Origin of the sequence: Paenibacillus sp. AN1007 (assembly GCF_040702995.1) — a bacterium.
Taxonomy (GTDB): domain Bacteria; phylum Bacillota; class Bacilli; order Paenibacillales; family Paenibacillaceae; genus Paenibacillus.
On the sequence record NZ_CP159992.1, the window covers coordinates 5,286,072 to 5,310,739 of the forward strand.

Annotated in this window: 26 protein-coding genes and 1 riboswitch; of the genes, 6 read left to right on the plus strand and 20 right to left on the minus strand. The window is 48.2% G+C overall.

What is annotated here, in order from left to right:
* Nucleotides 1-42: 42 nt before the first annotated feature.
* The 16 genes from ABXS70_RS23655 to serS form a co-directional block, all read right to left on the minus strand.
* A complete protein-coding gene (locus ABXS70_RS23655; protein ID WP_342553964.1) occupies nt 43-1,107 on the minus strand; it encodes an EAL domain-containing protein in 1,065 nt (354 codons plus the stop codon).
* Nucleotides 1,108-1,326: 219 nt separating this feature from the next.
* Nucleotides 1,327-3,555, minus strand: coding sequence for a bifunctional 2',3'-cyclic-nucleotide 2'-phosphodiesterase/3'-nucleotidase (locus tag ABXS70_RS23660; protein ID WP_342556206.1), 2,229 nt, complete (start codon nt 3,553-3,555; stop codon nt 1,327-1,329).
* A 548-nt stretch (nt 3,556-4,103) separates the two neighbouring features.
* On the minus strand, nt 4,104-4,520 hold the full coding sequence (locus ABXS70_RS23665) for a pyridoxamine 5'-phosphate oxidase family protein (RefSeq protein ID WP_342553963.1): 417 nt from the start codon (nt 4,518-4,520) through the stop codon (nt 4,104-4,106).
* Between the two features lie 527 nt (nt 4,521-5,047).
* Entirely contained in the window at nt 5,048-5,506 is a 459-nt protein-coding gene (locus ABXS70_RS23670; protein ID WP_342553962.1) for an NUDIX domain-containing protein, read from the minus strand.
* A 36-nt stretch (nt 5,507-5,542) separates the two neighbouring features.
* A complete protein-coding gene (locus ABXS70_RS23675) occupies nt 5,543-6,322 on the minus strand; it encodes a 5-oxoprolinase subunit PxpA (RefSeq protein ID WP_342553961.1) in 780 nt (259 codons plus the stop codon).
* On the minus strand, nt 6,322-7,347 hold the full coding sequence (locus ABXS70_RS23680) for a biotin-dependent carboxyltransferase family protein (protein WP_342553960.1): 1,026 nt from the start codon (nt 7,345-7,347) through the stop codon (nt 6,322-6,324). The genes ABXS70_RS23675 and ABXS70_RS23680 overlap by 1 nt, the downstream gene beginning before the upstream one ends.
* Nucleotides 7,344-8,123 carry a 5-oxoprolinase subunit PxpB gene (gene pxpB, locus ABXS70_RS23685; protein WP_342553959.1) on the minus strand — a complete coding sequence of 260 codons (780 nt, stop codon included), beginning with the start codon at nt 8,121-8,123 and terminating at the stop codon, nt 7,344-7,346. The genes ABXS70_RS23680 and pxpB overlap by 4 nt, the downstream gene beginning before the upstream one ends.
* An 87-nt stretch (nt 8,124-8,210) precedes the next feature.
* Nucleotides 8,211-9,056: a DUF2785 domain-containing protein gene (locus ABXS70_RS23690; RefSeq protein ID WP_342553958.1), complete on the minus strand. Its 846-nt coding sequence runs from the start codon at nt 9,054-9,056 to the stop codon at nt 8,211-8,213.
* On the minus strand, nt 9,057-9,650 hold the full coding sequence (locus ABXS70_RS23695) for a histidine phosphatase family protein (RefSeq protein ID WP_366291297.1): 594 nt from the start codon (nt 9,648-9,650) through the stop codon (nt 9,057-9,059). It abuts the gene before it with no gap.
* 5 nt (nt 9,651-9,655) lie between these two features.
* On the minus strand, nt 9,656-10,237 hold the full coding sequence (locus tag ABXS70_RS23700; RefSeq protein WP_342553956.1) for a DUF1572 family protein: 582 nt from the start codon (nt 10,235-10,237) through the stop codon (nt 9,656-9,658).
* Between the two features lie 45 nt (nt 10,238-10,282).
* On the minus strand, nt 10,283-10,612 hold the full coding sequence (locus ABXS70_RS23705; protein WP_342553955.1) for a DUF952 domain-containing protein: 330 nt from the start codon (nt 10,610-10,612) through the stop codon (nt 10,283-10,285).
* Nucleotides 10,613-10,661: 49 nt separating this feature from the next.
* Nucleotides 10,662-11,219, minus strand: coding sequence for a GNAT family N-acetyltransferase (locus ABXS70_RS23710; protein WP_342553954.1), 558 nt, complete (start codon nt 11,217-11,219; stop codon nt 10,662-10,664).
* 30 nt (nt 11,220-11,249) lie between these two features.
* A complete protein-coding gene (locus ABXS70_RS23715; protein ID WP_366291302.1) occupies nt 11,250-11,639 on the minus strand; it encodes a DUF2809 domain-containing protein in 390 nt (129 codons plus the stop codon).
* Nucleotides 11,640-11,658: 19 nt separating this feature from the next.
* Nucleotides 11,659-12,210, minus strand: coding sequence for a GrpB family protein (locus tag ABXS70_RS23720; RefSeq protein WP_342553952.1), 552 nt, complete (start codon nt 12,208-12,210; stop codon nt 11,659-11,661).
* Between the two features lie 164 nt (nt 12,211-12,374).
* A complete protein-coding gene (locus tag ABXS70_RS23725) occupies nt 12,375-13,481 on the minus strand; it encodes an Ig-like domain-containing protein (RefSeq protein ID WP_366291305.1) in 1,107 nt (368 codons plus the stop codon).
* 626 nt (nt 13,482-14,107) lie between these two features.
* The gene (gene serS / locus ABXS70_RS23730; RefSeq protein ID WP_366291308.1) at nt 14,108-15,412 is read right to left on the minus strand and encodes a serine--tRNA ligase; all 1,305 of its coding nucleotides are present in this window, start codon (nt 15,410-15,412) and stop codon (nt 14,108-14,110) included.
* A gap of 731 nt (nt 15,413-16,143) precedes the next feature.
* Between serS and ABXS70_RS23735 the strand changes: the two genes are divergently transcribed.
* Nucleotides 16,144-16,302, plus strand: a complete 159-nt coding sequence (locus tag ABXS70_RS23735) for a hypothetical protein (RefSeq protein ID WP_366291311.1) — start codon at nt 16,144-16,146, stop codon at nt 16,300-16,302.
* 55 nt (nt 16,303-16,357) lie between these two features.
* On the opposite strand, the gene ABXS70_RS23740 is transcribed toward ABXS70_RS23735, so the two are convergent.
* The gene (locus tag ABXS70_RS23740; RefSeq protein ID WP_342553947.1) at nt 16,358-16,852 is read right to left on the minus strand and encodes a hypothetical protein; all 495 of its coding nucleotides are present in this window, start codon (nt 16,850-16,852) and stop codon (nt 16,358-16,360) included.
* Between the two features lie 292 nt (nt 16,853-17,144).
* A riboswitch (TPP riboswitch) is annotated at nt 17,145-17,257 on the plus strand.
* Nucleotides 17,258-17,471: 214 nt separating this feature from the next.
* Here ABXS70_RS23740 and ABXS70_RS23745 point away from each other — a divergent pair.
* From ABXS70_RS23745 to ABXS70_RS23765, 5 genes are all read left to right on the plus strand, one after another.
* Nucleotides 17,472-18,512, plus strand: a complete 1,041-nt coding sequence (locus ABXS70_RS23745; RefSeq protein WP_366291315.1) for an ABC transporter substrate-binding protein — start codon at nt 17,472-17,474, stop codon at nt 18,510-18,512.
* 159 nt (nt 18,513-18,671) lie between these two features.
* Nucleotides 18,672-18,962: an MTH1187 family thiamine-binding protein gene (locus ABXS70_RS23750; protein WP_216518400.1), complete on the plus strand. Its 291-nt coding sequence runs from the start codon at nt 18,672-18,674 to the stop codon at nt 18,960-18,962.
* On the plus strand, nt 18,962-19,720 hold the full coding sequence (locus ABXS70_RS23755; protein ID WP_366291319.1) for an ABC transporter permease: 759 nt from the start codon (nt 18,962-18,964) through the stop codon (nt 19,718-19,720). Before ABXS70_RS23750 ends, ABXS70_RS23755 begins: the two co-directional genes overlap by 1 nt.
* A gap of 86 nt (nt 19,721-19,806) precedes the next feature.
* The gene (locus ABXS70_RS23760; protein WP_342553943.1) at nt 19,807-20,667 is read left to right on the plus strand and encodes an ABC transporter ATP-binding protein; all 861 of its coding nucleotides are present in this window, start codon (nt 19,807-19,809) and stop codon (nt 20,665-20,667) included.
* 102 nt (nt 20,668-20,769) lie between these two features.
* A complete protein-coding gene (locus tag ABXS70_RS23765; RefSeq protein WP_342553942.1) occupies nt 20,770-21,579 on the plus strand; it encodes a TatD family hydrolase in 810 nt (269 codons plus the stop codon).
* Nucleotides 21,580-21,773: 194 nt separating this feature from the next.
* Here the strand turns inward: ABXS70_RS23765 and nfsA are convergent, their stop codons facing one another.
* From nfsA to ABXS70_RS23780, 3 genes are all read right to left on the minus strand, one after another.
* Nucleotides 21,774-22,517, minus strand: a complete 744-nt coding sequence (nfsA, locus tag ABXS70_RS23770) for an oxygen-insensitive NADPH nitroreductase (protein ID WP_342553941.1) — start codon at nt 22,515-22,517, stop codon at nt 21,774-21,776.
* Nucleotides 22,501-23,106: a TetR family transcriptional regulator gene (locus ABXS70_RS23775; RefSeq protein ID WP_342553940.1), complete on the minus strand. Its 606-nt coding sequence runs from the start codon at nt 23,104-23,106 to the stop codon at nt 22,501-22,503. The genes nfsA and ABXS70_RS23775 overlap by 17 nt, the downstream gene beginning before the upstream one ends.
* 165 nt (nt 23,107-23,271) lie before the next feature.
* Nucleotides 23,272-24,432, minus strand: coding sequence for an ABC transporter permease (locus tag ABXS70_RS23780; protein WP_342553939.1), 1,161 nt, complete (start codon nt 24,430-24,432; stop codon nt 23,272-23,274).
* Nucleotides 24,433-24,668 lie beyond the last annotated feature (236 nt).

Genomic DNA, 24,668 nt, shown 5'->3' on the forward strand with positions numbered 1-24,668 from the left:
ATTGGGAGCAGCCTGTTCTGTACTATAAAGTTAAAACATGATTTATTTCACAGCTTTATACGATGCACCCAAGTACGGCCCGTCTGGAGGATACGCTGCCGGTTTCCCAAAATAATAGCCCTGCGCGAGTTCAATTCCCACCGAGCGACAGAAATCAAATTCTTCGATCCGTTCAATACCTTCAGCAAGCACTTTGCCGCCAAATTGACTAGACATCTGGACAATGTCCACAATCTTCTGCTGTTTGATGCGATCCTGATCACAATGATCGATAAGGCTTCGGTCAATTTTGACAAAATCAGGCTCCAGCCGGTTCATCAGCTCAATGGTGGAATACCCGGCACCTACATCATCCAATGCTACCGACATGCCATGAGCACGATAAACCTTAAAAATATGCTGCAGCGTCGACAGATGCTGAATCTGTTCCGTTTCCACAACCTCGAAGACGAAGTCCTTGGGGTCCAGTGAGAGGCGTTCAATAGCCTCAAATGTATGTGTCAGGCAGTATTCGGGGTTATAGATGGAGGAAGGCAGGAAGTTAACAAAACGTTTGACACCACGAGGCAGGAGCCTCGCACTGGTTTCAATAGCCTTAATACGAGCTGTTCGGTCCAGAAATGAGTGCAGCCCCGTTTCATGTGCCACTTCAAACAATTCATAGGAACTAAAAGCTCTTCCGTGTTCCGCCGGACGGAGCAAAAACTCAAATCCAATAATGCACTCTGAGGCATCGACGATCGGCTGCATATAACTGCTAAACTGGCGTTCCAAAATGATGGAAACGATATCGGCATGTTTGACTCTGGAGTGCTGCATGGATAGGTTGATCCATGCACCATCAGCATCTCCTGCAAAAACATCAGAAGCAGATCTCATCTGAGCCATAAGAGAAATGGATAACATTCTCTCCAAATGAACGATCTCTTCCATTCGAATCTGCAGCTCCTGCACATCTGAAAAATGGAACCAGAGCATCTCTTCTGAATATTCAACATGCCTTCCCTTGGTTTGCAGCGCTTCCAGCAAAGCAGGGGAGACGGGACGCAGGTACAGCGTACCTTGACCCTCTATTGGATAGATCGGACTGCAGCCACTGCAATTCATGTAGAACCCCCTTGCCAGTTTATCAAGCTGTACGTCATTAATGTTATCACGTTTATACCCAAAGTTTGTAAATAGTATATCATGCGTGTTGAAATTAATCTCTATTGTTTTGATGACTTCCTATATGACGTTTATAGAAACAGTTGTATTCACTTCTCTCACAAAAAAGACCAGCAGTCTGATGACTGCCAGTCTTTCCTCTGTACCCATTATTAAAGTCTATGAAGCAGGAATGACAATTTTTTGTCCAACTTTCAGGTTGTACACATTTGTAATTTGATTTGTTTTTAGAAGTACACGCCAGTCCACACCATACTTCAGGCCGATGCGGTACAAGTTGTCCCCTTTTTTCACGACATGCACCACCTTAGTATTTACAGCTGGTTTTTCCGGCTGCGGTTTAGGTGATGGCGTCGGTTTCGGCGTTGGCGCCGGTGATGGTTCTGGTTTCGGTTCTGGTGTTGGCTCGGGTTTTGGAGCTGGATCAGTTCCCGGTTTTGGCGTCGCTGCCTCACCTGTCAGTTTCAATCCGTATTCTGCAAAACCATCTTTATTAGTACCAATGAAAGACATTGCCGGATTGGCTTCAACCAGATCTTTGGCATCTGGAGAAGAAGCAAATACGACTTCAAGGTCATTCAGTGCTTTTGTTACCCCGGCAGATGGCTGGATTGGTGCCAATGACCAGTTGCCGTCTGCTGTGGGGTTAATTGTTTTGTTTTCACGAATATAGTCGATAATGACTTGACGGTTCTCATCCGGTGCTGCCAGAACGATACGTTTGCCATCCGGGTTAGCCAGTTTGGATGAAGACGCACGATAGTTATTGGTTGCTACGATGAATTTCTGTGCTGGATCAACCGGTTTGCCTTCAAAACTCAGATTTTTGATCCGGCTTGCTGATGCATTGACAACCGCTGCTTTGCCGTCATATTTGGCTGGTTGAGTGACATCGATCTGATAGGTTACCCCGTCAATAACATCGAAGTTATACGTCGGGAAATCCATGTTAATCAGCTGCTGCTGACCGCCTTTGGCTGGATGGATCTGGTTAAATTGGCCTGCTGACCATTCTAACCACTCTTTCAACTCAGCACCATTAACCATTACAGCATGTACCGTATTGGGATACACGTAAAGGTCTGCCACATTTTTAATCGCAATTGTACCTTTAGGAATGTTGGTGTAATAGGAAGCACCGGAACGTCCACCCGCTTTGAAAGGTGCACCTGCCGACAAGACAGGAACATTCTCATAATCGGTACCCTGCAGCTTCTTCTCTACATACCATTTCTGTGCATTGGTTACGATCTGAATAGATGGGTCATCCTGCACCAGAGCAAAGAAACTGTTGATTGGTGCTGTCGATTCACCAACTGGACCACGTACATACTTCAGTGTGCCCTCGTGCTCGTCATGGACAGCATCAACAATTGCCTGATCTGCATCGACCAGCGATTTTTTGTTTGCTGTATCATAGATCGGACGAGCTTCCGTTTTGGAATCAACCACTTTCCATTTGCCGTCCACCTGCTCCAGATCCAGATCAATGATTCCGAGATGGTCACCCCAGAAGCCCGGCTCTACAGCAGGAACACCGTTGATTGTACCCTTCTCCAGATCTACTCCTTTTTTACCTTTGAAGTCTGCACTAGGGAACACTTTGTGGGCATGTCCAAACAGGATGGCATTGATGCCTTCCACTTGACTCAGGTACAGCACGGAATTCTCCATCAGGTCGGTTTGCGGAATATCTTCAAATCCGGAGTGAGGAATCGCTACGATAATGTCTGCACCTTCGGCTTTCATCTTCGGAATAAACTTTTTCGCGGTAGCAATAATATCCTTGGCTATTACTTTGCCTTCCAGGTTGGCGCTGTCCCACTGCATGATTTGCGGCGGCACAAAGCCGATCACACCCACTTTAATGGTATGCTCCTTACCATTTTCATCCGTAACTTTCTTGTCCAAAATTTTGTATGGGGTAAAATAGTTTTTGTCGTTTGTTTCATCTTGATCACCATCGTCCACATAGACATTGGCATTAATATAAGGGAAGTTAGCTCCCTCCAGCGTCATGTCAAGGAAATCGAGACCATAGTTGAATTCATGGTTACCGATGTTGCCTGCATCATAGTCAAGCAGATTCATCGCTTTATATACAGGGTGAGTTTCACCCTTTTTCAGAGGATCGATCTTCGCTACATAGTCTCCCATCGGGTTGCCCTGAATCAAGTCACCGTTGTCGAACAACAAGCTGTTTTTCGCTTCTTCACGAGCTTTCTTGATCAGCGAAGCTGTTTTGGCCAGACCATATTGATCTGTCTCTTTGTCCGAATAATAGTCGTAATTGATCAGGTTGTCATGAATGTCTGTTGTCTCCATGATCCGCAATTTGACTTTGGCCGCATCTGCAGCCGATACAGGTACCGGAAATACCGCAAGCACGTTTAACGCAACGAAAGCGGCAGTCAGGCTTGATAACACTTTTTTGCTTTTCTTCAAAATAACCCCTCCCGGTTATGTACATCGAATCATGCCATATTCGCAAACAACAAGCACAGAAAATAATAGATTTCATGGGTTGTGCGTGCTGATAATCCAATGAAGATTCATTAATGGACATCAGGTTAGTTTATCTCACATGAACACCTATTCATATCTGTGCGCGTCATTTACATCCAAATCATAACGTAATGTTAAACCGTTGAAAAGCATTAATTTTTACGTTATCCGCACATACCTGGTCAGAATTACATTTTCATGCGTAAATTCGACAATTTCCGCAGTATTTTAGGAAATAATTAGGGTTATTTTATTTAAATTACGTATATTACATCACCATTACACCCAGCTGATCTAAGCTGCATTGATCCGATATCACCAAAAAAACCGTGAAGCCTTGAGAAGGCATTCACGGTTATTATAGGGCAGCAGGCTTCGTCATCTGACAACGGAGCTCCGCAAAGAAACTGCTGAAATAATGTCAGAATGAATCACTGTTCCCATACATGATGTTCATGGTCTTTGCCAGTATATTCAATTCTGGAAGGTGTAATATCCAAAATGACATAGTTAGGGTCATTAGGTCCATCGAACCATGCCTTTAACTCATCATTCCATACCTGCTCACGCAGACCCTCATTTTTGGTTACTTCACATGTACCCTCGATCTCAACCACTTCCTTGGAGCCTCCAGCTTCGTAACCGAGCAGCAGGCTGACATTCGGATTTTTCTCCAGTTCTTCTACCTTATGCGTACGGCGGTTGGTAGCCAGATGAATGTTCAGTCCATCATTGAAAAGAGCCATATAACGAGACTTCGGCTTGCCATTCTCTACGGTTGAAAAGCTGCAAAACGGGTTATTTTCCAAAGCTTTCACAATGTTTTGTTCCAATTCGTTCTGGTTCATGGGAGTTGCTCCTTTCAGGTTGGGGAGTGTTTGACAAATTGTGCAGAAACGTTACGTAAACGGATCGTTCTTCCGATCGCTGTTATCCCCGGATTTATTATTGAATAGCTGTTTAATGGGAAATAATCCGGTGATAAAAGCGAGCGCTTCGCTTCTTCAGAATCGATTCGGTTCTCTCCACTAAGCACAATTCCTCAAACTTAGAGTTACATTTAAAATTTGGAGACAACGAGCGACTTCCTTGCTCTTCAGAAGCGATCTTGTCCCCTTCACTAGTGCTGCTGATCTTCCAGTGGTAAAAGCAGCTAAAAGCCAGAAAGCTTTTAAAGCCTTTCTTGGATTATTAGTAAAAATCTCTGTCCTTTACATTGAACATAGATCTCCTAATACGCGGTACAGTTGTGCCTACTAATTAAGAACAGATGCCTGATTAGTGTGCAAATGCCTGTACTTATAGTGTACCCGCCTCACCTATGTTGAATCCCCAAACCCAGAACGTATACGTGACAATTTTAGAAAAGTTATGCCTAATTCAGGTCGCCAAGGTAGATACGCTGCTTTCCTTTATTTAAAAGCAATTCACCGATCGTTTTGGGATACAGACGAATTTGGTCCAGTTTCTCAAGCGCAATCCACTCCACGGCCACCTGATGATCATCCGGGTTAGAACCTTCAAAGACAGAAGCCTCCCGGTCAACAAGACTGCATGCAAAATAAAATTCGACCTGATGGATATCAGCATCCCACTCGGCAAACTCATGATTGGCTCCGATGTACTCACGAATATGTAAAAGCTCACCTACCTGCACAGCCTGTCCAATCTCCTCCAGGCACTCCCGTGCAGCAGCATCTTTCAACTCCTCGCCTTTTTCCTGTCCGCCGCCAGGGAAAACATAAGCATCACCGTACTGGTCTTCCAGACGAATCAGTAACAAACGCCCCTCCTGAACAATGACCGCTTTGGCCGAATTCCGTATGGGTTTCATGGTATGATATGTCCTCCATTCTCCATCCATATTAACTTATTTTTCGTGAAAGGCAGTCATGACTATTCCCTCCGCTTCGAGAAGCAGGCGGATCTCCCGAGCGAATGTCAAAGCTTGTCTGCCATCGCCATGGATACAGAGCGTATCTGCAGTAATCGGAACCTCACTACCCGACGTAGAGACGACTACTCCATCCACAACCATTCGCAATACCTGAGCCAGCGCTTTTTCCGGCTGTTCTATCAGTGCGCCTTCATGACTGCGGGGTGTTAACTGGCCCTCCGAACTATACGTGCGATCTGCAAATACTTCATTCACTCCCCGCACACCAATTCGTTCGGCTGCTCTGATCAACTCACTACCAGCCAGACCATACAGGTATGCCTCCGGACGTACTTGATAGACCGCTTCGGCAATCGCCTCGGCAAGTTTGGCATCGGCTGCCGCCATATTGTACAGCGCTCCGTGCGGTTTAACATGATGCAGCTGTCCTCCACCTGCCCGGACAAAAGCATCCAATGCACCAATCTGATATACGACCATGTCATAAGCTTCTCTAGGCGTGATATCCATCATTCTTCGTCCAAATCCCTGCAAATCAGGAAGCCCGGGATGTGCGCCAACCGCGACGCTATGAGCTATTGCCCGCTCAACCGTCAGGCGCATGACAGCAGGATCACCGGCATGGAACCCGCAGGCGATATTGGCTGAGGTCACCAAAGGCAGGATGGCCTCATCAGACTCCATTAGAATCCGGTGAGCCCCATAGCTTTCACCGAGATCACAATTGATATCCAGTGTAAGTGATCTATCCATTATACCGCCTCCCATGCAGCCATTTTTCTCCGAATCATCTGATCCATCAGCTGCAGCTCTTTCTCCCGCTTCACGTACAGATTTCGCGCTTCTTCTTTCGTAATCGGTGCAAAAGAAAACCGTGTTCCCGGCTTGGCTTGAGCCAGAATCGGCAGATCTACCGCAGCTGTCTGTGCAATTACAGGATACCCTCCAATGGTCTGATGATCTGCCATTAACACAATAGGCTGTCCATCTGTCGGTACCTGCACGGTGCCATAAGAGACTGCTTCGGATAAACGCTGCAGCGGCTGAGCCAATTCCAGCTTTGCGCCCTGCACTCGGTACCCCATGCGATCCGATTGAGGTAAGACCACGTAATCGCCGGCATAAAACTGCTTCAGGCTATCCGCCTCAAAGTACGAACTGTCTTGACCCGGCATCACCCGAATAACAGGTCTTCCGTCATAGCCGGGCCCATTCCGCTCCGACAATCGCCATGATGGAGCTGCCATAGATTCGTTCTCGCCTGCATGCATCGCCATAACACGTATCCATTGCTGTACTTCATCCGAGATCATGCCTGCAGTTAGCACATCGGATGTACGCAGCGCCCTTCCATGCATACCGCCAATCCCCGTTTTGAGGTCCGTGCTTCGACTGCCCATCACTTCAGGTACATCAATTCCGCCAGCCAGTGCCATATATGCACGCATGCCATGCCGGCATACTCCAAATTTCAATATACTTCCGGCTCTCAGCAGCACGGGACGCCACAAAGGCACGCGCTGCCGATCTACCGCAGCACTCAGATCGGCACCACAGAGCGAAATCAATTGATCCTTCTGAAATCGAAGCTCGGGTCCTGCCATCGTAATTTCAATTACCGCTTCACGCCGTGAATTGCCGACAAGTATATTCGCCGCTCTGGCCGCAAACGAATCCATAACGCCACCCACCGACACACCATAACGGCGAAACCCCATTCTGCCTTCATCCTGGACGGTGGTCAACAAGCCGGGACGAATGATCTCCACACCCATCATTCAACCTCCCTCCTTGCCATTTCCACATATTCCTGCATCGTAATCGGTTGAAAACGAACCACATCCCCAGCTTTAAGCAGACTCGGCGAGTTCAGTTCCGGACGGAACAAGCGGACTGGCGTGCGGCCGATACACTGCCATCCTCCTGGCGTTGCTATCGGATAAATTCCCGTCTGCGAACCGCCAATGCCTACCGTTCCTGCCTCTACCCGAAGCCGTGGCGTTCCCCTTCTTGGTGTGGCAATTCGCTCCGGTAACCCTCCCAGATAAGGAAAACCCGGAGCAAATCCAATCATATGTACGAGGTAATCCACAGATGAATGGATCGCAACAACTTCCTCTGTCGTTAAATCATGTTCCGCAGCTACATGTGCTATGTCCGGCCCGAACTCTCCGCCATAACATACCGGAATGGTCATGATTCTGGGGGATGCCGGTTTTCCTTTCGGTTTCGTATCCTTGGATTTACCCGGCTTACCGCATTCATGCGGGTTATCTAAGTGATCTCTTTCCTTCAGGCTGCTCAGCCGCTGCAGCAGTATACTGCTGATCTCGTCATATGACAACAAAAGCGGATCGTAAAATAATGTGACTGACAGATAGGATGGCACCCACTCTACTGCAGCTGTCACAGCACCCTTTTCCAGCAAAACACATACCGACATTACCCTCTGATGCACTTCTTCCGAGAGTACACTGCCGCAGCGGATCACGATCCCATGCTCCCCGAGTGGAGACAACATTTCCTCCGTCCAGTTGTAGGTGGTTGCGGCCATGCCCATCTCTCCCTTTGAGCTTTGTTACCTTGCTGATTGAATTGGTTATTATTCCATGTATCCCTCTGCACTTCTCTTATACCTTTCTTATACTTCTCCGCCTACCAATGCTTTTAACAGCAGCGAACGAACTACCGGAAACGGCTCACCCTCTTTATTACGTACAGCAAAATAAAGAGACTGCATAAACATTCTGATATTCACACTCATGTGACTGTTTTCCTGCAGCGTCATACCATCCCTGACGTCTTCGCTCCTCGCTGTCTGAAGCTGGGCAACCCAGGCTTCAAGTGCTGCCTGTTCCAGCAGGTTACGATTCAGAATAGCCACGGCTGCCTGGGCCATACGCTGATCTTCATCATAGATGTACGCTCTGCCGGACTCCATAACTTTTATGGAGAGTGCATGGAGCAGCGCCTGCAAATCAGTCTGTTCAAGATACGTTGACTGTGCCAGATCCTCCGCAGCGTCGGCAGCATGAGCCGAAGCGTGTGCCCACCCTTTGTCCTCTACATAGCCGCGAACATCCTTTTCCTCTCTCAGATAAGTAATCAATCGCTGCTGAATCCATGCCGCATCTTCTCTTTGCAGGAAAGACCGCTGACGGTCCATACTCAAGATGGGCGGCAGGATCAGCACAGAAAACGTTCGAGTAAATACACTGTCTGTTTCCTGTTCTCCGATTCTGTAGAAGAGATGTTCATCATCCAGTGCCAGCTGCATCAAAGCCTTAAGCTGATCATCCGCAAAGACGTTCTGACCAATCCATGTGGCGAGCGTAATATAGATAAGCTCATCCCGGAGGACAGGGTCCGGGTTACCGATATGCTTCATCATATGCAGCGCGAGTTCATAGGGCTGTTCGACCTGATCTGCAGCATGGTTCACAGTTTGGATCTGCTGCAGCTTCTGTTTTAACGTGATTGCGTCCATTTACAACGATCCTTTCCCCTGTGCCAGATGTGTACTGCAGTTGTACAGCTCACACTGCCACACCTGATCTTGATGTATCATCCGTGTAATGGATGTGTTCCCCAATTTCACGCGAATATCCAGCTCCGGCACCAGTGTTCGCAGCGTATTGCGAAGCACAGCCCCGTGACTCACCACGATCACTCGTCCATCCGGGTGCTGGCGAATGATATCTTCAAGCACAGCTATGCCACGAGCAGCTCCTGCCTCGGGAAGTTCTTTTCCCAGATCCAGGGAACTCCAGTCTGCCCCCCACTTCGCAATGCGCTCCTCCTCTGTCGTCCCTTCCACCTGTCCTCCGCTCATTTCACGTAACCTCGGGTCCAGATGAATCTCTTGAATATGCAGCCGTTCTCCGATGATCCGTGCCGTCTCACTTGCCCTTTCCAGATCACTGGCATAGATGGCATCCCATGATTCCTCCGCCAGCCTTACTGCCAGCAAAGCCTCCTGTTCTCTGCCTTCCTGATCCAGCGGGTTGTCCGTCTGTCCCTGTGAACGCTTTTCTTTATTCCATGCTGTACTGCCATGACGTATCAATGCGATATGTGTCATTCTTGTTAGTCCCTCTTTTCCATATGAAGCTCGTCCTCTGTAAAATGTTTTGTTGTTTTTGGCTTGGAAAATTTGCCTTTGTTATAGCTGTCCGATCCACTTCGTGGTATAGAAAGACTATCCCACGAGGCTTGCTTCAGCATTTTGGCAATATGAATAATCTGCCCCACATGATAAGGATAATGTGCCAACTGCCGCATAATGGCTTCCATGATGGTATGGCCTTCATTCCGAATATATATGATCCGGGACATTTGCTCCGGAGTTATCGAACGCAGTGCTCCAAGCAGACAGCCCCAGCCCTCTTCCCACTTGGCAAGCAGCTCTTCCCGGGTATGAAAATCACCAACAAATTCAGCGTCGCGTTCACGCCATGGCTTCTCTCCATCCGTTGTCAGCACATCCGTCCACCGTGATCTCATATTGCCCCACAAGTGTTTAACAATCACTGCAATACTATTGGTATCTTCATTCCACGTTTGGAATAACTGCTCCGGCTCCAGCTGCGCCATCGCGCGTTCGCCAAGCTGCTTGTAATAGATAAACTGTTTCTCGGCTGTCTCCAAAAAGAGCTGATTCGTATCCATTCGTCTTAACCACCTCTCCAAATGTACATAAAGCGCTGACTGATATTATGCCGGAAAAGAAAACGTGCCATCTGCATTCGGTTCAAAATTGATGACTCTACTTACAGCATCCAGGTTTAACTCTCCATAGATGTGTGGAAAAAGCTCGTTTAACTCATATAGATCTTCATAAATCAGTTCCGCCTTCAAAGCTCTCTCTTCAATCCCAAGCAGCAGGAGGTCGGTACGGCCCGCATAATACTGCCCGGCTACCCATGGAATCTGAGCTGCTGTGGAACAATGAATAAAGCCGTCGGTCTGGAGACTTTCCGGTGCGTACGTATCTCCTTTGGAAACTTCGTCCCATAACGAACGGGAAATAATACTGTAGATCATTGGGCTTTTCCTCCTTCGATGCTGTGATGCAGCCATTATTAATCAAATATTATAGATCATCCCGAATGCGGGCGTACAATTTCTGGTCGGTAAACACACCTTTTATTTTCAACTGCTTGCGCAGCAATCCTTCCTGCACCATGCCCAGCTTTTCCATTACACGTGCAGAGCCAATATTACCCGCGTTGCATCTTCCTTCCAGCCGATTGCAGTCCAGCTCCTCAAAGCAATAATCCACGACAGGCTGCATCGCTTCTACAGCCAGTCCCCTGCCCCAATACGAGCTGGCGATAGCATACCCCATTTCAGCGCGCTGCATGGATTCATCCAGATTAAAAATTCCGCCTCTACCGATCAGCTGTCCTGTCTCTTTTAGCACAAAGGCCCAGAGATAGACCGTTTTTTGCTCATAGTTTCGCAGCACCCGTTCCAAATAACCGATGGAATCTTCCTTCGTCTGATGGCACTGCCACAAGCTCTGCTCACTTACTTTCGGATCAGATGCGAACGCAAAATATGGATCCAGATCATCCATCGTAAGCCGTCTGAGGTACAGCCGCTCCGTTTCAAATTCCGGTGATGCCGCAAAAAGTTTGTCTACATTCATTGAGGTACCTCCTTATGAATTATATTGGTTTCAGGACTTCATCACTTGACTCAGCAAAAATCGGTCTACGATATAAACACACAAAATCCCGATCAGGTATCTAATCAAATCTATGACAAGAAATCCCTGGCCCAGAATCAGTGCTCCCCATACCGTAGAACGCAGATGATTCAGCCAAGGTACGTGAATCATCTGCGAGAATTCAATAAAGAAGCTGAACGTGACACTTGCCAGTACTGCACCTGCACGGCCCCAATGGATACAGACTGCACGCACACCGAAATAGATCATGCCTGCCCAGAGTGCGTCTCCAAAATGATCGTATATCCATTGCGGCAAGAATTCTCCATATTTTCTAGAGGCCAGTCCTGCTGCCATCGTTATGATCAAGGCAGTTACGTATACCAATCTATTTTTCATGAGCATTCTGTTTCTTCCACTACAATCGCCCATCCAGAACCTGTGTAATAAATTCGGTTTTAGCCTTGGTATATGCTTCTCTGTCATCTTTATTCTCATCAGCAAGCCTCAACTTTAGTGCTGCGTATGCCTTGACCAATTCCGGCCGCTCTCTGAGCACATCCCGAAATCGAATCTGACGCTCCCAGCGTTCCTCACCTGAACGCATGAGATGAAGGTGCACTGCCCTCTTTTCATCCTTGACTCTGACCCAGAAACGCCTATACTCCCGGCCATCCAGTTCAGGCGGAACATAATTCCAGCCGGCAGGATGAAGCCGCTTGGTAATAAGAGAGATATCATCCCAAGACTGCACGGCCCCCATTAAATCAATGATCGGTTTGGCAGGCAGACCCGGCACGGACGTGCTCCCAATATGTTCGAATGTATGTATGTCTAGGTGTTGTAAAAGATCTCTTAACTGCTTCATTTCTTCTTGAGCCTGTACTCTCCAGGAAGCGTTAGCTTCTACAACCTCTACTGGTTCGGTGGCCCACGCAGGCCAATTCTCCGGTTTCAGATGTTCCGTCATTTCCAAGATCACCTCTTAATCCAGATTAATCTAAATTCAAAAAAGGAGGCGCTAGGCACGCCTCCTTCATAGTATATAACATTGATCCAACCAGAGGTTGACGCATATCAAGCCTTCAGTGGAAATCAACCTGCTTCAGGCCCTTACAGGGCAAGAAGTTTTATTTATTTTACTGTTACGGGTATCGTCACTTTTTTATTTCCCCATTTGGCAGACACAATCGTCTTTCCCTTGGACACAGCAACAATCTTGCCATTGGTCACTGAAGCAACGCCCGGCTTGGAACTGCTCCACACGGCACTGCTTGTAACCATCGTTGTTTTCCCTGTATCATATTTAGCCATCACACCCAGCGTAATGCTGGATTGTGGAGACAAGACCAGGCTCTTCTGACCCATAATCAGCTTCTGGAGCGTTGGCACCACAGTGACGGTTACAGTCACAGTCTGGTTTTGATACGTACCTGTCAAGGTTGCTTGTCCTTCCGTCAACGCTTTGACCGAACCATTTTTCACCGCAGCCACACCGGGATTGGATGAGGTCCAGACAATGGATTTGGATAAATTCACCTTTTTCCCATTAGAATAGGTTCCCGTAACTTTAAGTGCCTTGGACTTCTTGAGATTGAGCTGTACTGCTGTAGGTGTGATTTCCACCTTGGTTATAATGTCCGTCACCACTACAGGCACCTTAACCGTGGTTGACCCATATTTCCCCTGCAGCAGCACCCGGCCAGGAGTGACCCCTTTGATCTTTCCATTTTCGAGCACAGCCAAGTTATTGGATACAGTCCATACGATATCGGATGTGACATCCTCTTCTTTTCCATTTGCCCGTGTAATACTTACCTTTGGCAGTGCACCTTCGTTTCCTTTGACAAAGCTGTACGACTTAGGTGAAGCCTTGATACTTTTAATTTTGTCCTGAACCTGAACAGCCACTTGAGCTTTGACTCCGTCCACTTGTGCAATAATGACTGCTTCGCCTGCAGCAATCGCCTTCACTTTGCCCTTGGTAATCGTAACGACAGCGGAATTGCTGGTGGACCAAGTCACTCCGCCGGTAACATCCTGTTTGTTATCAAAACCTTCAACCGCCGCCATCACCTGATAGGACGCTGTTTCACCTACACTCATCATCTTGGAGCTGCCGCCTGTAATTTCAATTGAAGTTATATCACCAGCTGCAGCCCAAGCAGACGCAGGTATCACAGCGGTGAGTGTTATAACCAGAGCAAGCAAGCCTCGAAGCACCCATTTCATTCTATTCATTTCCAGTTTCCTTCTCCCATCATCCGATATTTTCCATCTTATCAACCAATATTTTACTTCTACTATACCTTATATCGGACAGTCGGTGGTTAAAGTTAAATGACAAGCCGGAATAGATCAGGGACGATTGAAAGAACCTGCTGGATATAGCTGCTGCTGCCAATAACCGTAAACGTATAAAAGCTATCACTCCTTCAACATCCACAAAGGTTCGCACAGAAGATGAAATGATCTTACTGATGGAGACTGCCCGCAACCGTTTCAGAAAAGCAATAGAATCCGGACAGATCGAAAGTATTAACGAGCGTGAATGGAAGCTGCGTTAAGAATATATACTTCTGGAAGCTGTAAGACTGCTGATATGGATCTGGTAATGATTAGAGATGATCTGGCATGAGCTTTATTTGATAGACTAGGTTTCATTCGTGAAGGCAGCATCAGCAAAGAATATAAATTAGCAGCCCGCCTGGAACAAGAGTACCAATGGGTCATTGATCATATGTTTGAATAAAGGGACCAGGCAAGGGTCCCTTTGTTATTTGTTTTTCATTCGTAGTTTCATAATCATTCCTAGGGGGTAGTGCACTTCAGCGGGTTTCAAGACACGCCCTGGTTTAATCTCACCTCTACAATTCGTTATCCTGCTCACGTACTGGCAAAATCAAACGTTCGGCTCCGCCCATATACGGCCGCAGGGCTGCCGGAATATGAATGCTCCCGTCAGCCAGCTGGTGATTCTCCAGCAGCGGGATTAGAATACGCGGCGAAGCCACGGCTGTATTGTTGAGTGTATGGCAGTACACCAGCCTGCCATCCTCATCAAGACAGCGAATGTTCGAACGGCGAGCCTGAAAATCATGCAGATTCGACGACGAATGCGTCTCACCATATGCCCCGCGGCTTGGCATCCAGGTTTCGATGTCATACTGTTTGTATGTCTTCTGGGACATATCACCCGTACATACTGCCACCACACGATATGGCAGTTCAAGCAGCTGCAGCAGTTCCTCCGCATGTTCCGTAATCTCCTGCAGCATACGTTCCGATTCCACCGCATCCGGCGCGCACAGGATGACCTGCTCCACCTTGGCAAACTGATGCACACGGTACAATCCCCGCACATCACGTCCACCCGACCCTACTTCACTGCGAAAACACGTCGATACGGCTGCCAGCTTCACCGGCTGCTTCACATCAATGACCTCATCCGCATAATACGAAACCAGCGGTACCTCCGATGTACCGACAAGCCATTTGTCCTCACCCTGCAGCTCATACACCTGATCTCGGCCTGTCGGGAAGAATCCAGTGTTCACCAAAGCGTCCTCTCTGACCATGAGCGGAACCTCCATAGGTGTGAAACCCTGCTTCAGCAGCAGATCCAGCGCAAGCTGCTGTACAGCCCGGTGCAGCATCAGGCCAGCACCCTTTAATACATAACTTCGAGTGCCGCCGATCTTCACGCCGCGCGGAATATCAATGAGTTCATGCATTTCTCCAAGTTCCACATGGTCTCTTGCGGCGTATTCAAACACTGGAAGATCCCCCACTCGGCGCAGCTCTACATTATCTTCATCCGATCTGCCCACAGGAGTATCTGGCGACACGACATTTGGAACCAGCCACTGCAATCGGGTCACTTCTTCCTGAATCTGCGCAAGTTTCGCTTCCTCCTGCTCAAGCTGTTTATTAAGCTGTTTTACCTTCGCCCTCATGTTCTCCGCCTGCTCACGCTCACCTGTCTGCATAAGTTTCCCGATATCTGCCGACAGTGTATTGCGCAGGCGGCGTCCTTCTTCTGTATGCTGCAGAAGCACTTTGCGCTCGTCATCCCGCTGTATCAACGCGGCAATATCAATCTTGATCTTTTTCCCGTCTGCTGCGGCCTGAACCTCTTCTGCATGTGCCCGAACCCACTTCATATCTAACATGGTCACCGTCTCCTTTGGCTAAAAAAATACAAAGAGCGCCCTCATCCCTTGGGACGAGGAGCGCTCTGCTCGCGGTGCCACCCAACTTGCCGAATCCGTATAAATATCCCTGATTCAGCCTCTTGGTCCGCGATAACGGGCGGTTCCGGTTAACTTGGGAAAGTTTCAATTCGCTCCCTGGCGAAAACGCCTCCGAGTTGGATTCTCTTCAACGGCATGATCCGATCTGCAATTGTGTTACTCAGTATATACGAAGACAGAATATAAATGCAACTGATAGATATCCCATTTCAATAAATGATGGAGCTTTCTTCATCCGTTTGTCCAAATCCTGAATCATTACAATGCCCACTTACGTATCTTTACAAAGCTGGATCAAGTAAAATTGAAATAACTTCTAAAACCTCAAGGGGTGAGCTTATGTTTTACTTCATCGTCTTTCTGTTGATTAGTTTAATCGGATTCGTCTTTGGAACCAGAGCCCTGATCATACCGGATTCATGGCCATTCAACCGTAATAAAGACGAGTTAATGCAATCCGACATCATCCGTATCAAATTCCGAGGTATTTTCCTTCTTGCAATTAGCATCGTTATGTCTTTAGCTTCGATTAAGCAATTATTCGAGTAATCGATCTCAAGTTGGATGGTTTTCCTGTAAACAAACTGCACTATGGTTTGATCAGACTACAGATGAGGAGTTGTTGCTTTATGAATATGAGTCCTAACCCTTTGAACTCACAAGAGGCCGAAGCTGCCAAACGAAGAGCAGACGAACTTGCCCACCAAGCTCAGCGAGGTACTTGGATGAGCGGGATTATCACCACGATTATTATAGCCGCTGTTATAATTGGTATTTTATATTGGGTGGCTTACGCTAGAACTTCTTAAGGGAACGCAATTAGCCATTGCCCAGGAAATACTCCTTCGTGACTATTAAAATGAATTAAACGGATACAACGGCTGCTTGTCCTTTGAACAACTTGCCAAATACATACCGTACTAGCGGCCCCAATACGATCAACTGATACGGTAAAGCCAGACTAATGTTACGAGCAATCGTATGAAAATATGCGCCGAACACAGATGCTCCGTCTAACTGATCAGCTGCATAGGCTGTCATAATCCCATATAGAGACATGATCAAAACCATCCCGACAACCATAAAAAAGGACATGGTAACGATCCCTTTGATTCTACTGGATCTCGCAAAAGGGATGGAAAAGGCCATTTTTCTCGCTGCAGGTCCAACGATGAACGACTCCACCACAAAAGCGATGACAAAACAGATTACGAATTGCAGCAGCATCTGCATCGCAGACATCTCGCTTAACATTCCCGTGTGCCATAGATTGAAGGTCATCATGACGACGACCATTCCCGTACACATCATAAGTCCAAAAATAACTTGTTCTTTCTTGCTTCCTGGCAATATACTCATCCTTTCTGTACTGGGATCATTATAGAGATTGTGACCACCCTTACATAAGTGAACATTATGTGAACGATTTGTTGACTAGGGTGTGTCTGAAAACGCTGAAGGAAGCCAATTTTGCTAAATTTTCGTTCCAAGCTAGGAAGTTTTCCGCAGGCGTGCCGGGGCACGTCAAGGGAAAGTGACGAAGCAGGGGGCGAAAAGGCGGTAAAAGATGCACTTCAGTAGTTTTCAAGACACACCCTAGACACACTCCCTTTACTCGCCTATAATTACACCTAGTAATGCCCGTAACTTCATAGTTTCCCAGGGGAGTCGGAATTGGCCGGCTGAGAGTGTATCCCATCAAGATACTAACCCTTAGACCTGATCTGGATCATGCCAGCGTAGGAATCGGAGTATATTGCAACGGCACAGCCATAAGCTGAAAGCCATTCTCTCACGCCTGCACGCGTCCCGGATTACGGGGCGCTTTTTTTGTTTTCTATGGACAAACAGAAACAGAAAAATGACGTTATTCGGACAACCTGCAAGTATAAATTCGTCGATTTATGCAAAGGGATTGGATATGAAGCCAAGGAGTACCCCGTGCCATAGGCCGGACATACCGAAGGAGAGAAACACGATGAAATGGCGTAAAACAATGGGATTGTTACTCATGTGTGTACTGCTGATAACCGCAGCTGCATGTGGTGGCAAAGAAACGGCTCCAGTTGAGCAGAAAGGTGCGGCCAGTTCAGGGAAAACGAACGATGACAGTGGCGCTGCACTGAAAGATGTGAAGGTCGTGCTCGACTGGACGCCTAATACGAATCATACCGGTCTGTACGCAGCAGTGGATCAGGGTTTTTATAAAGCTGCTGGCTTGAATGTAGAGATTGTACAACCAGGTGCCGGCGGTGCAGATACGATGGTTGCCTCGGGTGAAGTGCCGTTTGGCGTCAGCTACCAGGAGAGTGTAACTCAGGCCCGCACGCAGGATGTTCCACTGGTGTCCATTGCAGCAGTTATTCAGCATAATACATCCGGTTTTGCCGCTCCGGTAGATCGCAAGATCAAATCCCCCAAAGACTTTGAAGGTAAAACTTACGGCGGCTGGGGTTCTCCGGTAGAAGAAGCCGTGATGCAGTCCATTATGGAGGGCGAAGGTGCTGATGTATCCAAAGTTAAAAACATTAACATGGGCGATGCCGATTTCTTCACAGCCGTGAAACGGGACATTGATTTTGCCTGGATCTTCTACGCTTGGACAGGAATTGAGGCTGAACTGCGCGGGGAGCCGATTGACATGTTATATGTGAAGGATTATGCCAAAGCGCTGGACTATTACACCCCTGTGCTTGTAACCAACGAGCAAACGATTCAGAAGGACCCTGAACTGGTGAAAGCTTTCCTGAAGGCCACTTCTGAAGGATACCAATATGCGATTGATCACCCTGAAGAAGCAGCGAATATTTTGATTAAAGCTGTACCCGATCTGGACAAGGAATTAGTAGTGGCAAGCCAGAAATGGCTCAGCCCGAAATATAAGGATGATGCACCGCGCTGGGGTGAACAAAAGGAAGACGTATGGAAAAACTACACCGACTGGATGTTCAGCAAGAAACTGCTGGATAAAAAGATTGATGTAACGAAAGCCTATACGAACGAGTTTTTACCACAATAAAATGAATCTAAATGTAACACTGAAATATGATATTTACACGTTTGAACGAAGAGGAAAGAACTTAAAAAAGCAAAGCGATCGTCTATAAGGTTCGCCGAGTTCCCCCTTCTACATCAACTTCTTATTTTAAATACACCCGAAAAGGAGTTTTGATCTCTCATGGCAAGTACATTACTCAGCATTCAAGTTATTCCCAAAACGCCGAACGGCGAGAACTCCTATCCATACGTAGACCGTGCCATCGAAGTGATTCAGCAATCCGGCCTGAAATATCAGGTCAATGCACTCGACACTACCATGGAAGGCGAACTGGAGGAGCTGCTGGAGGTTGTCCGTAAAATGCACGAAGTACTCGTGGAAGCTGGCAGCCCAAGCATTATCTCACAGATCAAAATTGCACATAGTCCAGACGGATTCAGCATGGATACGCTGACGGAGAAATACCGCTAATGTCTTCCTATTTCAAAAGTGTATGGCCGCCCTTTGTGGCGGTTATTCTCTTTATTGCGATATGGCAGGGGGCGGTCTCCCTGTTCCATATTGAGAAATGGATGCTGCCTGCACCCTCTGACATTGCCCATGAAGCAGCTTCTCAAGCCGATCGACTTGGCATGCACGCTTCTGCAACAATTCAGTTAACACTCATCGGTTTTGCGGCAGGTACGGCCGTTGGTCTGCTGATTGCAATGGTGCTGCATCTGATCCCTTTTCTCAAATCGGCCTTGTATCCACTGCTTATTCTTAGTCAAAATATTCCGACCATCGCGCTCGCACCGCTTCTGCTGATCTGGTTCGGCTTCGGCCTGCTGCCCAAGCTGATTACGATCATTCTGGTCTGCTTCTTTCCAGTGGCCGTTGCGGCCATGGATGGGCTGACACGCACCGATGCTGCCATGATGAACTATATGCGTATGGCGGGTGCGAAGCGCCGTCATATCTTCTGGAAGCTGGAGCTTCCCCACGCTCTGCCGTCCATATTCTCGGGCATCAAAATCGCTGCGACATACAGCGTGATGGGCGCCATCATCGCCGAGTGGATCGGTGCTGACAAGGGCATCGGCTATTATATGATGCTGCAGAAGTCAGCGTATCGGACAGATCGTCTTTTTGTCGCCATTATGATTATCGTAGCGCTCAGCCTGCTGCTCTTCCTGCTGATCGCACTGCTGGAGAAACTGCTTGTCCGCTGGCGTCCACAGAAACGCTAGATTGAATTCACTGCTGGAAACAATGCTTGGGATTGTTAACAGCTTAGAAAGTTATCGTATTTTGTACATTAGGATGTGATCCTCATATGAAACAGCAACAGGACCAACATGCCGAACATGATGCTTCAGCTCCGCTCCCACCTGCGCTGGACATCGCCGATGTTCACGTGTCCTTCAAAGAACGGCGGCGTAAACTGCCTGTGCTGAACGGCCTGTCTCTGACAGTGAAAAAAGGGGAATTCGTCGCTATCGTTGGCCCTTCCGGCTGCGGTAAAAGCACCCTGTTCCACATCATCGGCGGCCTGCTGACACCGCAGAACGGCGATGTGTTCATGAACGGCAAGCAGGTTACCGGAGAGCGCGGGCATATCAGCTACATGCCGCAGCAGCCCGCTCTTTTTCCATGGCGGACGATTGAAGATAATGTGCTGCTGGCTGGCGAGGTCGCATCTTCCGCAGCTTTCGCTGCCCCAGGTGCTCAGCCCGCTGCGCGTGCCGAAGCACTTGCAGCGGCACGGCAGTGGCTGGGCAGTGTTGGCCTTGCCGGATTCGAGCGGGCATACCCTCATCAGCTGTCAGGCGGCATGCAGCAGCGTGCCGCTTTCCTGCGGGCGCTGCTCAGCCCGCAGGAGCTGATGCTGCTCGATGAGCCGTTCAGCGCGCTCGACGCCCTGACCCGAAGCGACATGCAGCGCTGGCTTCTGGATATCTGGGAACAGAACCGCCGCTCAGTGCTGTTCATCACCCACAATATCGAGGAAGCGCTGCTGCTGGCAGATCGGGTCTATGTGTTATCGAACCGGCCTGCGGCTGTGCTGCATGAGGTTCAGGTTCCTTTTGACCGGCCGAGACAAGAAACTATTACGGAAGAACCCGCTTTTCTCGAACGCAAACGACAGATTGCGCAGTGGATGAAAGAAGAACAGCAGAAAGCCCGCCTATTATGATAGCGCGGGCTTTTAAGTTATTTTTTTCCTAATTTGGTGATCCAACTCGCTCCATTTGGCGTTATATATATGAATACCCATGATACAAGGAGGAACTCCTTCATGCATTCCCAAACGTTTGCACCGCTGATCGACGCCCATCTTCATTTGGATAAATACAAACCGGAAGAACAGGAGGAGATGCTGCTCAGCTTCTCATCGCAGCAGGTCGAGGCTGTCATTGCCGTCTCTATGAACCTGGATTCCGCTCATGCCAATCTGAAGCTCGCCAAACAGCATCCACGTTACGTGTACCCTGCGTTTGGTTACCATCCCGAACAGCCGATGCCATCTCTTACCGAACAGGAGCAGTTCTTTCAATGGATCGAAGAACACATTGGACATGCCATAGCCATTGGTGAAGTCGGCTTACCCTATTACAGCCGCGAAGAAGCACGGCGGTCAGGTCTGGAATTTGATCAGAGGGGATATATTGATCTGCTCGAACAGTTCATTATGCTCGCCAAAAAGCACAACAAACCCGTTATTCTGCATGCGGTGTACGAAGATGCGGGTATCGCCTGTGATCTGCTGGAGAAACATCAGTACACGCGTGCTCACTTTCACTGGTTCAAAGGCTCAAAACAGACGATACGGCGTATGGCCAACAACGGTTATTTCATCTCCTTCACACCGGATATTCAGTACGAGACAGAGATTCGTGAGCTTGCCCGGCAGTATCCGGCAGAGCAGGTCATGGCCGAGACAGACGGGCCTTGGCCCTTCGAAGGACCCTTCCAGGGACGTATGACACACCCGGCAATGACTCGTCAGGTGATCCAGGCCTGGAGTGAGATTACGGGTATGGGAACCGAGCGCGCGACACGCTTGTTTTACCGAAACACAAAACGTTTCTACCGTCTGCCGGAGTAAACACATCATGAAAAGAAGCCCGCACCAGCAATGCAAAGAGCCAGTCTGCTTCATGCTGAACGGCACTCCGCTAGTCATACTTGACTCGGAGGTACCGTCCAGTCATGTTCGACTGGCTTTTCATCTATATTTTATTCATGCTGTTGTTGGTGCTTCCGATTGCAAAGTTCTTACTGTCCTATGGTTTACCCCTATTATCGCTTCAGGAAACCTTTGCGTTCCAGGAATGCTCTTACCTGCAGACGTGCAGGCTCGGTTAGACGAATCGCCATTTGTTCAGACCAAGGGGTTGTACGTTCCCCGTTTGTCCGCTTTTTCAAGTATTCTGCCGTGATCTCATCATACTCCTGCACACCCTTCAGGCTCTGCTCCGGTTGATACCGGTTATGATGCAGTACAGCCTTCAGCGGCAGTCGCGGACGAATACCTGTTTCTTGATCGGCAACTCCAATGCACATGCCGTATACCGGATAGACCCCATCCGGCAGTTCGAGCAGTTCCGCCACTTCTTCAATACGGTTACGGAGTCCGCCGATATACACAATGCCGAAACCAAGGGACTCGGCTGCCAGTGCGGCATTCTGTGAAGCGAGCGCAGCATCAATTGTAGCCACCATAAAGTTTTCAGTTGAGTCCGCATAGGACTCCTTCTCCGGAAGATGGCGTTTTGCGGCATCCTGCAATCGGTACAGGTCAGCACACCATACGAGAAAGACCGGGCATTCATTGATATATGCCTGATTCCCTGCCAGTTCAGCCAGCTTGGCCTTCTGCTCCTGATCGGTTACAGCGATAATGGAATATGCCTGTACGTTGCTTGAAGAGGATGCCATCTGCCCTGCAGCTGCGATGGCTTCGAGCTGTTCCTCACTGACCGGGTCCGGCTTGAATTTGCGCACGGAGCGGTGCCTCATTATCAGTTCAATCGTTTCGTTCATGGCTGTTCACTCCTAATCCTCGAAGTACGAACTCCACCGTCTGTTCGGCAAGTTCCTCTGTGTTCATATCCTGATAGTCAAATCCAAAACGCGAGTGCTTCGCCCGCTTGTGTGCAAGTGCGGCTCCCATAACCTGAAGCATGGCGTACGATGCGGACTCAATCTTAAACAAGCCCTCATCTTTGCCCTGCTGCAGGTATTCTCTCACTTTGTTCCAGACCGGGTCCAAATATTGAAATACGGTCGCAGTCCGGTGAGTGCGAAGGGTGATTTCCAGCTGCACAATGTCACTCATCTCACGATCCGTCATCGTAAATCGCACGACTTCCCCCACAATTCGGCGTATACCGTCAACGGGAGACAAGGATTCTGCAGCCAGTGCACTCAAAATATGCTCGGGAAAAAAATGTTCAAACAACGCGTCAAACACCTTTTCTTTTCCGCCAAAATGGTAGGATACCAGCGACACATTCGCGCCCGCCTCATCACAGATTTGACGAACACTTGTCCCGTCATACCCCTGCTCAGCAAAAAGTTTTTTGGCTGCAAGCAGTATCCTCGTTTTGATGTCCAATTCCGGTTCCGTCATTTGTTTCTCTCCTCTTATCCGTTCATGTCAGCTGCTGCAGCCCCTTATCCTGACTGCTGCCCTCACTCATTCTATCTATTATATTACACCAAGCACCCCGATGAAAATCATCGGGGTGCTTGGTTCGTACGATACAGCTGACTGATTCACGTCTGCGTACGTATATTAGCTGTTTGCCGGAGCCGGACTTGGCATACCGGCCGGTTTGCGTCCTTTTTTGAGCAGCGTCACAACAAGAGACAGTACAACAGCTGCAAGCAGTACAACCACGATGGAAACGGCAGCAGACTGCACGCCTGGCCCACCAAGCTGCACGCTTAGAATGCCCTGTACCGCATAAGTTGCAGGCAGGTAATGACCAATCCCGCTGTAGAAGCTGTTCAGCAGTTCACGCGGTACCATTGCACCGGATGATACCAGCTGCAGGGACAGCGAAATGATATTGAACAAACTGCCTGCCGGTCCAAAGCAGATCAGGAAAAACTGCGAGAAGAACATAAATGTACACAGGAACAGTGCCTGGAACAACCAGAATGCCACAAATCCTTGTGCGATCTGTCCACCCAGTGCGACAATCAGGGAAGACCCAAGTAAGGAAACAACCAAGGCTGAACCGACATTAATAACAACCCTGGCACCGAACAATGTCAGGCGGGAGAACATAGTGGACAGCATGCCCATCGCAACCTGGAGATTCATTCCCATAATCATGGCGCCTACATAAGACGCGAGCACCATCATCATCGGTACCATCTGGTTATTCATGCCGTTCACCGGATTAATCGATGTCGTTTTGCCTTCCACCCGATTGGTCAGGTTCGCAGCTGCCTGGGCAGCCTGATCTGAAGGAGCACCTGAAGCGGTCAGAACGGCTTGTACGCCTTGTGCGGAAGCTTGTTTGTTAATGGTGTTGGTCACGCTCTGCGACACACCCTGCATCATGCTTTTGATCGTTACCGGATTAGCTTCATTAATCGTGTATTTGATCTCGGCCGTGGAACCTGCCGTCTGAAGGGATTCATTAAATCCGGCCGGAATATTCAGCACCATATGGACTTGATGATGCTTCAATTGATCCAGTGCCTCAGCCGCATTCAAGTTGGCTGCCGTGTGGAAAGGCAGTGTCTTTGCCAACTGATCAGCAATGCCTTTGGACAGCTCCCCATCTTCATTCACAATGGCTACAGTTAATTCATTAGTCCGGTCATTCACTCCGGAATATGCCGTCATCCAGATCACACTAAAGATAACCTGGAACATCAGTGCAGTAACGATCCCTATAATTACTGGTGGTTTTTTAAATAAAGTGCGTAAAGCTTGCAGCATATGATTTGGTTCCCCCATCTTCAAAATAGTTCTAATTTGATTTAAACATTCGTTTGAATCAAACAATCGTTTAAATTTTAATTGTATATGTCAATATTGTCAATAAGTTTTCGTTAAATTCAGAAAATTAAAGCAAACTTTCATGAAATAGTGTTTCTATTTTCACGAAGTTTTTCTGGCAATTTACATATGACCACATTTACATAAAAAAATACACGGTCCGCCGCTAAGCTAAC

What these genes read in the sequence shown, in the direction of transcription:
- ABXS70_RS23655 (WP_342553964.1), bottom strand. Translation starts at nt 1,107, where the DNA reads ATGAATTGCAGTGGCTGCAGTCCGATCTATCCAATAGAGGGTCAAGGT.
- ABXS70_RS23665 (WP_342553963.1), bottom strand. Translation starts at nt 4,520, where the DNA reads ATGAACCAGAACGAATTGGAACAAAACATTGTGAAAGCTTTGGAAAAT.
- ABXS70_RS23670 (WP_342553962.1), bottom strand. Translation starts at nt 5,506, where the DNA reads ATGAAACCCATACGGAATTCGGCCAAAGCGGTCATTGTTCAGGAGGGG.
- ABXS70_RS23675 (WP_342553961.1), bottom strand. Translation starts at nt 6,322, where the DNA reads ATGGATAGATCACTTACACTGGATATCAATTGTGATCTCGGTGAAAGC.
- ABXS70_RS23680 (WP_342553960.1), bottom strand. Translation starts at nt 7,347, where the DNA reads ATGATGGGTGTGGAGATCATTCGTCCCGGCTTGTTGACCACCGTCCAG.
- pxpB (WP_342553959.1), bottom strand. Translation starts at nt 8,123, where the DNA reads ATGGCCGCAACCACCTACAACTGGACGGAGGAAATGTTGTCTCCACTC.
- ABXS70_RS23690 (WP_342553958.1), bottom strand. Translation starts at nt 9,056, where the DNA reads ATGGACGCAATCACGTTAAAACAGAAGCTGCAGCAGATCCAAACTGTG.
- ABXS70_RS23695 (WP_366291297.1), bottom strand. Translation starts at nt 9,650, where the DNA reads ATGACACATATCGCATTGATACGTCATGGCAGTACAGCATGGAATAAA.
- ABXS70_RS23700 (WP_342553956.1), bottom strand. Translation starts at nt 10,237, where the DNA reads ATGGATACGAATCAGCTCTTTTTGGAGACAGCCGAGAAACAGTTTATC.
- ABXS70_RS23705 (WP_342553955.1), bottom strand. Translation starts at nt 10,612, where the DNA reads ATGATCTACAGTATTATTTCCCGTTCGTTATGGGACGAAGTTTCCAAA.
- ABXS70_RS23710 (WP_342553954.1), bottom strand. Translation starts at nt 11,219, where the DNA reads ATGAATGTAGACAAACTTTTTGCGGCATCACCGGAATTTGAAACGGAG.
- ABXS70_RS23715 (WP_366291302.1), bottom strand. Translation starts at nt 11,639, where the DNA reads ATGAAAAATAGATTGGTATACGTAACTGCCTTGATCATAACGATGGCA.
- ABXS70_RS23720 (WP_342553952.1), bottom strand. Translation starts at nt 12,210, where the DNA reads ATGACGGAACATCTGAAACCGGAGAATTGGCCTGCGTGGGCCACCGAA.
- ABXS70_RS23725 (WP_366291305.1), bottom strand. Translation starts at nt 13,481, where the DNA reads ATGAATAGAATGAAATGGGTGCTTCGAGGCTTGCTTGCTCTGGTTATA.
- serS (WP_366291308.1), bottom strand. Translation starts at nt 15,412, where the DNA reads ATGTTAGATATGAAGTGGGTTCGGGCACATGCAGAAGAGGTTCAGGCC.
- ABXS70_RS23740 (WP_342553947.1), bottom strand. Translation starts at nt 16,852, where the DNA reads ATGAGTATATTGCCAGGAAGCAAGAAAGAACAAGTTATTTTTGGACTT.
- ABXS70_RS23745 (WP_366291315.1), top strand. Translation starts at nt 17,472, where the DNA reads ATGAAATGGCGTAAAACAATGGGATTGTTACTCATGTGTGTACTGCTG.
- ABXS70_RS23750 (WP_216518400.1), top strand. Translation starts at nt 18,672, where the DNA reads ATGGCAAGTACATTACTCAGCATTCAAGTTATTCCCAAAACGCCGAAC.
- ABXS70_RS23755 (WP_366291319.1), top strand. Translation starts at nt 18,962, where the DNA reads ATGTCTTCCTATTTCAAAAGTGTATGGCCGCCCTTTGTGGCGGTTATT.
- ABXS70_RS23760 (WP_342553943.1), top strand. Translation starts at nt 19,807, where the DNA reads ATGAAACAGCAACAGGACCAACATGCCGAACATGATGCTTCAGCTCCG.
- ABXS70_RS23765 (WP_342553942.1), top strand. Translation starts at nt 20,770, where the DNA reads ATGCATTCCCAAACGTTTGCACCGCTGATCGACGCCCATCTTCATTTG.
- nfsA (WP_342553941.1), bottom strand. Translation starts at nt 22,517, where the DNA reads ATGAACGAAACGATTGAACTGATAATGAGGCACCGCTCCGTGCGCAAA.
- ABXS70_RS23775 (WP_342553940.1), bottom strand. Translation starts at nt 23,106, where the DNA reads ATGACGGAACCGGAATTGGACATCAAAACGAGGATACTGCTTGCAGCC.
- ABXS70_RS23780 (WP_342553939.1), bottom strand. Translation starts at nt 24,432, where the DNA reads ATGCTGCAAGCTTTACGCACTTTATTTAAAAAACCACCAGTAATTATA.